Source organism: uncultured Acetatifactor sp. (assembly GCF_948601915.1).
Classification (GTDB): Bacteria; Bacillota; Clostridia; order Lachnospirales; family Lachnospiraceae; genus Acetatifactor.
The window spans coordinates 1-8857 of record NZ_CAPDXS010000184.1 but is presented as its reverse complement, the minus strand read 5'-3'; the positions used below and the strand labels follow the sequence as shown (position 1 = coordinate 8857).

Here is an 8857-nt window from a genome sequence, read left to right as displayed (position 1 = left end):
GCCGACTCCGACCCGTACTCCGGATGCCTCCTCCGAGGCGGTTCCTCCCCGTACTCCGGCCGTCTGCCGCCTGCCGCCCCCGCTTCATATCCGGGCCGTCTCCTCCGGTACGGCTCCTCCCCGTATCCCGGCCGTCTGCCGCGGGGCCCCGCTTCCTCCCGCCAGTCCTCCGGATAGAGCTCCTCCTCTTCATATGCCCCGTCCTCCGGGTTCCAGCGGGACTCGTCCTCCCAATCCTCCCAGTCGTCCCAGTCCTCGCCGTCCCCCGCATACGCGTCCTCATCCTCCCGGGATTCCCGCTCTCTCCGGGACCGCCCCCCGCTCCAGGGCCCCTCTATGATCCGGACATCCTGCGGCTCTCTCCGGGCATCCGGGAATTCCAGGACTTCCGGGGACTCCGGCGGCCCCGGTTCCCTCCTGCCGCTTCCCGGATCTCCGGCCCCGTCTATCTCCTTCTCCAGGAACGCCTCCAGCCCCCGCTGGATCTGCTCCATCTCATTTTTATTGTTGTCGTCCATCCACCTTCTCACCTCTTGCACTGACTTATGATGCACTATACCACATCCCGGCCCACCCGTCACGAAAAGAAACATTAATATTTTTTAAATATTGCCTTTTCCCCTCCCAGATATTATTATTATAATGTAAAAACATCTGATTGCCAATGTTATTCTCACAAAAAAGAGGAGTAAATTCGATTATGAAGAACTTTTTCACAAAATTCGCGCTCATCTCCCTGGCCGTCATGCTGCTGTTCCCCCTGTTCCCCTCTCCCTCCCCGCGAGCGGAAGCCGGGCCCCAGGGCTCAGAGCAGGTGGACATCCTGTTCCTCCACGACACCCATTCCCACCTGGACAGCTTCCCCACCGTGGAGGAGGGCCGGAACGTGACTTTGGGCGGCTTCGCCCGCATCAAAACATTGATCGACGGGAAAAAAGCGGAAAATCCCGACGCACTGCTCCTGGACGCGGGGGACTTCTCCATGGGGACTTTAGTCCAGACCATCTTCCACACCGATGCCCCGGAGCTGCGGATGCTGGGCTATCTGGGATGCGAGGTCAGCACCTTCGGCAACCATGAATTCGACTACCGCTCCACAGGCCTGGCCGGAGCCCTGGACGCCGCCGTGCGCAGCGGAGACCCCGTCCCGGCCCTGGCCCTGTGCAATGTGGACTGGGAGGCCATGGAGGCGGAGGGGCTCACGGAAGACCAGCGGCTCTTAAAGGAAGCTTTCACGGCCTACGGTGTGGAAGATTACGTCATATTGGACAAATCCGGTATCCGCATCGCGGTGCTGGGCGTCTTCGGCGAGGATTCCCTGGCCTGCGCCCCCACCTGCGCGCTGAAATTCCGGGACATCTCGGAGGCGGCTGCCGACACGGTAAAGGAAATCCGGGAAAAGGAGGATGTAGACATGATTGTCTGCGTCTCCCACAGCGGCACCAGCGAGGAAGCCGACAAGTCCGAGGACGAGATCCTGGCAAAGGCCGTGCCCGAGATCGACCTGATCGTCAGCGGCCATACCCACACCACCCTCTCTGAGCCTATCCGGCACGGCGACACCTACATCGTATCCTGCGGCTCCTACGGCAGGAACCTGGGCAGCCTGTCCATGTCCAGACAGGCGGAAGGGCGCTGGCAGATGGATTCCTATGAGCTGATTCCCGTCACGGAGGAGATTCCGCCGGAGCCCACGGCCCAGGCGAAAATTGACAGCCTCATGGAGAAAGTGGACTCCACCTACCTGACCCGGTTCGGCTATACCACGGATCAGGTGCTGGCGCAGAACGATATCGAATTCGCCACCTCCGACGACCTGTACTATACCCACACGGAGCACAACCTGGGCAATCTCCTGGCCGACTCCTTCGCCTACGCCGCGGCGCAGGCGGACGACCCTGACACCCATCCGATCGACGTGGCCATCGTGCCCTCGGGCTGTGTCCGCGACACCTTCGCCACAGGGGACGTCACCGTCACGGACGTGTTCAACGCCTACTCCCTGGGGATAGGCCCGGACGGCATCCCCGGCTACCCCCTGATCAGCATGTACCTCACCGGGGCGGAGCTGAAGACCGGCGCGGAGATAGATGCCTCCGTATCGGATTTCATGAAGTCCGCCAGGCTCTATATCAGCGGCCTGCACTTTACCTTCAATCCCCACCGGATCATCCTGAACAAGGTCACGGACTGCTATATGACCGACGAGAAGGGCAGCCGCGTGGAAATCGAAGACGACAAGCTCTACCGTGTGGTATGCGACCTCTACAGCGGGCAGATGCTGGGCGCCGTCACGGATGTGTCCTACGGCATCCTGTCCGTGCAGCCCAAGTTCGCCGACGGCACTCCCATAGAGGATATCGAGGACGCCATCCTCACGGACGGCGGGCGGGAGCTGAAGGCCTGGGCCGCCATCGCGGGATACCTGGATTCCCTGGAGGATGCGGACGGGGACGGCGTCTCCGACATACCGGAGGCTTACGCTTCCGCCCAGGGCCGCAAGGTGGTGGAGGACAGCAGGTCCATAGGCGATTTGATAAAAAGCCCTAACAAATTCGCATTCATCATCCTGGGCATCCTTCTGCTGCTCCTGGTCCTGATTGTCCTGTTATTCTGGCTGCTCATCAGGCTGGTCCGCAGGCTGACCCGCAGAAACCATGCGACCGCCGGCAGTTGCCGTTGATTCCCGGCGGAAGAACCGATTTTTACAGGAGGATTCGTCAATGAGCGCAAGATACAAGATTTCGAACAGGAATATATACGGCTTCCGGACAAATATGTACCAGATGATGTTTCTGTTGATTCCACTCCTTATCGCCCTGTCCCTGCTGGCGGAGTTCGTCCTGGGGCCTGTCCTGTATGGATTCTATCAAAAGGACGCCACCCTGGAGGAGGGCGCGGCTGGGACCCAGGCCGGAGCGGATGTCCAGGTGGCGGAGTCCATTGCGGATATGGAGCGGCTGGATACCTTTACCATAATCACAAAAGGCGCTGTGGTCAATTATGACACCGTCCGCAGCGGCGACCAGCTCTACCACCGCCTGCACCTCCCCAGCGGAGAGCTGGTGATCGCCCACATCAACAAAAAAGCAATCCAGGAAACGGAGGAGGCGGGCGTCTATCGCCTGCCCATAGGGGTATGGAGAGCGTGGGAGCCGCCTGCGGAAGTCCTGGTCTATGAAGAGTTCCTGGCGGCCCCGGATCATTATGTGGACATGTACGGGGAATATGTGCCGGTGCTCTCCCAGGCGGATTACGGCATGGCGCTGGGCAGGCTGGCCTCCGTGTGGCTCTTCATCATCGCCATCGCCCTCTACAGGGTCATCGGGGTGCGGCGCTGGCGCTTCGCGCCCGCTGTGTTCTGGAGGCGCGATCCCCTGCTGCCCAAAAACGACACGGAGCTTTGGTGCGCCTCCACCTTCGCCATCTGGGCCCACTCCTTTTCCATGCTGGAGGGCTGGCCTTTAGTGACGGGCGTCCACGGGAGCCGGAAGATGGTGGCGAATTTCCGCAGGACGTCCCTGGGGGAGCAATGGGACATCCATGACCGCCGCAGCGGCCTCCAGACCGTACATGAACTGACGGAAAAACATGCAGGCAGGAACGACACCCCCTACCCGGGCTGGGACCTGTGCAGGGCCACCCAGCTGCTGGGCATGATGTACCTGGTGCGGATGATAGACCGGGACGAGCTGGACCGGGAATTCGTCAGGGCCGGGAGGGTGCTCCAGCAGAGGTTCGGCTCCTGGGACGAGATGGCGGAGAGCTACCTGGAGGGCTACCAGGCCTGGCTTGAGCGCACAGGGCATCAGAACGCCGCCCAGTACGCCGCCGGGCGCAGGAATGTCTTCCTGAGGCTGAAAGCGGACCCCGACGGCCCCTACTCGGTGCCCTGGCGTACCGGCCTCACCGACATCCCGGGAGGAGGGGAGCGCGGAGAGCTGAAAAGAGTGCTGTTCCGGTATCGGGATCCCAGGCTGTGAGACGGCGAAGCACGGATGCTGTTTTTAGGCATGAAGATTTCAGAAAGTCATGGAAAAGGGAGAAAGAAAAATGCTGAAAAGCATACTGAAAAAGAACCGAAAAGCATTCCTGCTCAGCCTGATACCGGTGGTAATCGTGGGCATCATGGCTCCGCTGCGATCCTATATCATGCAGCTCCTGATCGATTCCTCCGGCCGTCAGGAGCTTCTGGAGAGGTGTCTTGTGGCCGCAGTCTTCAGCCTGGGGGTATTCCTCTTCGAATGGGGCAGCAAGAAGAGCCAGACCATCGTGGTGCGGCGCATCGAGAAGAACCTGCGCAACGACCTGATGGGCAGGCTGTTCCATATCTCCGCGAACCAGTTCGAGGAAAAGGGCCTGGCATATTACCTCTCCAAGTTCACCACGGACATAAAGATCATATTGGACGACGGCGTGAACAATGTGTACGGCATGATCATGCAGGCCGTCTTCATGGTGGTGGCCGTTGCCTATCTAATCTGTGTGGAGCCGCTCATCCTGCTCATCGTGGCAGGGGTGAGCGCCCTGCAGTTCGCGGTGCCGAACATTCTGAAGAAGAGGATCGCCTCCTCCAGGAAGGGGTATACGGAAGCCCTGGAGCTCTATCTGGACGGTGTGAAGAACGACCTGGGCGGCCACAAGGTCATAAGGACATTCGACGCCATAAGGCAGATCCTGGGGAAGCAGGAGAAGCTCAGCGACTTCGTCTGCAGGAAGAACGAGGCCTCCTCCCAGACCCTGTACAGCGCCCAGGCCCTGGCCTCCTTCGTGAACAACGGGGCCTTCCTGGTGGTCCTGGGAAGCTGCATGTTCTTCGTCACGGCGGGCAGGATGACCGTGGGCGAGGTGGTGGCGATCACCAACATGATGAACTTCGTCCTGACCCCGTGCATGTCCATAGCCAACGGCATGATCCAGATAAAGGCCATGGAGAAGGTGAAGGCCGAGCTGGAGGCCCTGCTGGCGCTGGAGAGCGAGAGCCACGGGAAGGAAGCCCTCCGGGAGGACATCCGGGAGATCCGCCTGGAGCAGGTCGGCCAGAGGATCGGCGAGGGCTTTTCCCTGGAGGGGCTGAATCTGACCTTCGAGAAGGGCAGGAAATACGCCATCGTGGGCAGGAGCGGAAGCGGGAAATCCAGCATCATCCGGCTGCTCACCGAATACGGCCCGGAGTACACAGGCCGGATCCTGGTCAACGGGCGGGAGCTTTCGGGGCTCGACAGGGAGAGCGTCATGCACGTGAGCCCGGTGTGCTACCAGCAGACCTATCTCTTCAACGACACGATTTTCAACAATGTGGCCCTGTACCAGGACTATACCAAAGAGCAGGTGGCGGAGGCCCTAAAGAAAGCGGGTATCTACGACACCGTCCGCAGACTCCCCAGGGGGATAGAGGAGGAGATTCAGGAGAACGGGAAGAACTTTTCCGGCGGCGAGCTGCAGAGGATAGCCCTGGCCAGGCTGTTCCTGCGGAACAAAGCCATGACCTTCCTGGACGAAATCACCTCCGGCCTGGACAATGCCACCGCTTATGAGATTGAGGAAAGGCTGCTGAACGAAGACATGACAATAGTAAATATCACCCACCGGTACAACAGGGCGCTGATGCGGAAGTACAGCGAAATCATCGTCATGGACGGCGGGAGGATTGTGGAGAGGGGAAACTTTGACGAGCTGATGGAGAGGGAAGGGGCGTTCTGCAGGCTGTATAAAGTCCTGGAGGAGTGATGGGGTCATACCACATTTTACCCTGTATTTTTCCAGATTGTCCAAAAAGGAGAAATGAATAATGGCTGTACAGAAGAACACGCAGAAGCGTTTCAGCTTATTTCTAAAGGAGCACAGGACAAAGCATGCAATCACCCTGGAGCAGCTGTCCGACGGGCTATGCTCCGCCAGCGAGCTTGCTCGGATTGAGGCCGGGGAACGCACTGCAGGAAAAGCGCTACAGGACGGTCTCCTATATCGCTTAGGCATATCACCGGATGCCTATGAACATTTCCGCTTTGCCGAAGATTACACGCGCTGGAAAAGGAGACAGCAGCTGCTTTACCTGATATCCCGAGGGGATACGGCACAAGCCAAAGAATCCCTGGAGGAATATCGGCAGCACTACGAAGCAGGCGCTGAAAAGGATGTGGACAGACGGCTGGAGCGGCAGTTCTGCCTAAGCATGGAGGCACAGCTTCTATCAGGCAGGGCTTCCTTGGAAGAGGCGGATGCCCGGGAACAGAAGGAACATCCCGGCAAGCTGTTCCGGGAAGCCCTGGAACAGACCGTAGCTTTTCCTTCCCCCACACCTGTCGGCAAACAGGCTCCCCCGCCGTATGGGCATCCCCGTGGTGTTCTAGACATCCCACGGAAAATCTGCTCTGTACAGGAGCTGAACCTGCTGTTAGAGGTGCTCCGTTATGAACAGCCCCCGGACTGGGAAACGTGCTACAAGGAGATCCTGAACCTGATTGGGGAATCCCGCTTCGATGCGGTCAGCCGGGCCAAAATATATCCCAAAGCAGTATTCTATCTATGTCGGGAAGGACTTTCCCGGGGAGCCTGGGGACTTGCGGAGAAAACAGCGGCCATGGCACATTGCGAGAAGGCGGTGCAGCTGCTTCGGGAGGCCGGGCGGATGTACTACCTGTGGGAGCTGCTGGGGCTGCTGCGGACATTTCTGCAGGATCTGGCTGCCGGACAGCTTGCTGTCGGGGCGGTGCAAAAGGCAGCGCTGCTGGAAGAGCGGAGAGCGGAATATGGGGAATGGATGGAAGCCCTGGAGGCAGTGTACATGGAGTTCGGCGTACCCAGAGAAACCACAGACTTCTGCTGGCTATATGTGGAGAAGGAGGTCTACTGCATCAACGACATCGTCAGGATTCGCAGGGAAATGTTGGGAATCACCAGAACGGAGCTCTGCGAAAACGGCATCCTCTGTTCGGAAAGGACGCTGCGCCGTCTGGAAGAAGACGGAAAAAAGATTCAGGATAGTATCTTAAATGCGCTGATGGAACGCCTGAACCTGTCGGCGGAATACTGTCAGGCAGAGCTGGCCACCAGCAGTCCGGAGGCGCTGGCATCGATGGCCGAGCTAAGAGACCACATCCGGAACTGGGATACCGAACAGGCCGACCTATTGCTGGAGCGGCTTCGGGAGCTCATCTCCCTGGAAATCCCCTCCAACAGGCAGGAATGGATAATCTGTCATGCCATCAATGAGGCCCATAAGGGAACCATCACCTCCAGGCAATGTGTGGAGCGAATCAAGGAGGCGTTGTCCTGCACCCTGCCTTACGAGATTGCCGTAAAACCTGGGGCAAAATATCTGACAAATAAGGAAATCAACTGCATCCACAGTATAGTCAACTGGACGAAAGGGGAGGACGGGGAAAAGGGGAGGCATATTGCCCTGTTAGCAGAACAGTATGAGGCATGCGAGAGAGATCATATCATCTTCTGCTTCATCAACATGTATGAGATTGTTATGGGTGGTGTGGCAAGTGAACTGGGCAATATCGGGGAATACGACCGTTCGGATGAAATCAGCCTAAAAATCATAACAGAATGCCTTTACCAGCGCCGTTCATTTGGAGTTCCCGGAGGAATCTATAACTTAATGTGGAACAATGAACAACGCCAGAAAGAAGGCATTCCACTCCAGCGGCAATGTAATCCAGAAGAGGCTTTAAAGCATTGTATTATATTCAGTAAGCTTGGGGCAGAAAAGCATAAAGAGGAATTTTACAACAGAAAACTACAAAGCAGAAAGCTGGAATAATGTCACTCCTTTATATCCTCTGGAATCTCGTCATCGCTTAAGGACTGTCTCCTGGTCTCCGCTTCTTCATCTACACCAGTTTCCAGAACTGCTGTATCGGGCACAGGCTCTGCAATTGGCTGCTTCCCGGCCAGCACTGCCAGAAGAGACAGGGTAAGCATAAAAGTAGTTGCTGTTTTTTTGAAGTAGGTTTTCTTTTTCATACATGTTCTCCTTTTGTATAATGTAGCATCTAAAGATAATCCAAATATAAACCATAGCGCGAATCTTTGCAAGGGACAGAGTTGTCAAAAAATCAAGACGGTTCTTTTGACAACTCTGTCCCTTGTACCGAATAATGATATATGGTAAAGTGTTCTCATCGGAAGTCAGCTGAATTCTGAAATAAATTACAACAGATTCTTTATAAACCACAGAAGAGGATGTAAAAAAGGAGAGTGTTTTTATGAAAAGTAAATTAGCACTTACATTAGTGTTGTCACTGTTTTTATCTGTTTCGCTGCCAAATATAACAGCGTATGCAAGCACGGGTTCTGTCATGCCCACCGATGTTTCCCAAGTATCAATGGATGGCATAACCAGTATGAATTATGCGGATTCTGTAGGATACTATCTGGAAAAAGAGATTCCTCAGGGATTGGAGTTTATCATATTGGGCGAAGATTTACTCGGAAAGGAATGGGATTTCCCCATAACCTATGAAAGCACTTACGATACTCCTGCTACCCCCATATCTAAACAGATTAGCAACTATACTGTTACAGGTCTTTGGTGGGGCGGTATTATTTCTGATATTTTCATTGCGGGGGGCGTCGGATCTGCTACGATAGCAAAAACAAATAACACCCAAAGCCAGGCAAGCGTTAAACCCGGTTTAACTGCAGGTTGGGAGCGCAGTGAATGGAAAGATTTTAACCAAAAAGCCCAAATATTGCGCTCAGTAGGCATTACTGGCAATAAAGCAGCATGGGATTTGCGTATAAAGTAATTTCTCCAATCATAAAAAAGTGCGGAAAGAGCATTATTATTCTCATACTTCGCATACTGATATATGCTAAAGAATTATAAAAATCAATTGCTCCG

General features: G+C 56.0%; 7 protein-coding genes. 5 read left to right on the top strand and 2 right to left on the bottom strand.

The genetic code is table 11. The annotated features are described in order from the left end of the window. On the bottom strand, positions 1-518 hold a 518-nt coding region (locus tag Q2B33_RS21705), incomplete at its 3' end, for a hypothetical protein (protein WP_300823162.1). Between the two features lie 182 nt (positions 519-700). Between Q2B33_RS21705 and Q2B33_RS21700 the strand changes: the two genes are divergently transcribed. The 4 genes from Q2B33_RS21700 to Q2B33_RS21685 all read left to right on the top strand — a co-directional run bounded on the left by Q2B33_RS21700 (position 701) and on the right by Q2B33_RS21685 (position 7774). After that, positions 701-2683: a bifunctional UDP-sugar hydrolase/5'-nucleotidase gene (locus Q2B33_RS21700; protein ID WP_300572268.1), complete on the top strand. Its 1983-nt coding sequence runs from the start codon at positions 701-703 to the stop codon at positions 2681-2683. A gap of 40 nt (positions 2684-2723) precedes the next feature. After that, complete coding sequence (locus tag Q2B33_RS21695) at positions 2724-3983, top strand: DUF1266 domain-containing protein (protein ID WP_300572266.1); 1260 nt, start codon at positions 2724-2726, stop codon at positions 3981-3983. Between the two features lie 70 nt (positions 3984-4053). Beyond that, a complete protein-coding gene (locus Q2B33_RS21690) occupies positions 4054-5730 on the top strand; it encodes an ABC transporter ATP-binding protein (protein ID WP_300572264.1) in 1677 nt (558 codons plus the stop codon). A 61-nt stretch (positions 5731-5791) separates the two neighbouring features. Further along, on the top strand, positions 5792-7774 hold the full coding sequence (locus Q2B33_RS21685; protein WP_300572262.1) for a hypothetical protein: 1983 nt from the start codon (positions 5792-5794) through the stop codon (positions 7772-7774). A 2-nt stretch (positions 7775-7776) separates the two neighbouring features. On the opposite strand, the gene Q2B33_RS21680 is transcribed toward Q2B33_RS21685, so the two are convergent. Continuing rightward, the gene (locus tag Q2B33_RS21680) at positions 7777-7977 is read right to left on the bottom strand and encodes a hypothetical protein (RefSeq protein WP_300572260.1); all 201 of its coding nucleotides are present in this window, start codon (positions 7975-7977) and stop codon (positions 7777-7779) included. Positions 7978-8219: 242 nt separating this feature from the next. Here Q2B33_RS21680 and Q2B33_RS21675 point away from each other — a divergent pair, with 242 nt between their 5' ends. Continuing rightward, positions 8220-8762: a hypothetical protein gene (locus Q2B33_RS21675; RefSeq protein ID WP_300572258.1), complete on the top strand. Its 543-nt coding sequence runs from the start codon at positions 8220-8222 to the stop codon at positions 8760-8762. Positions 8763-8857: the final 95 nt, after the last annotated feature.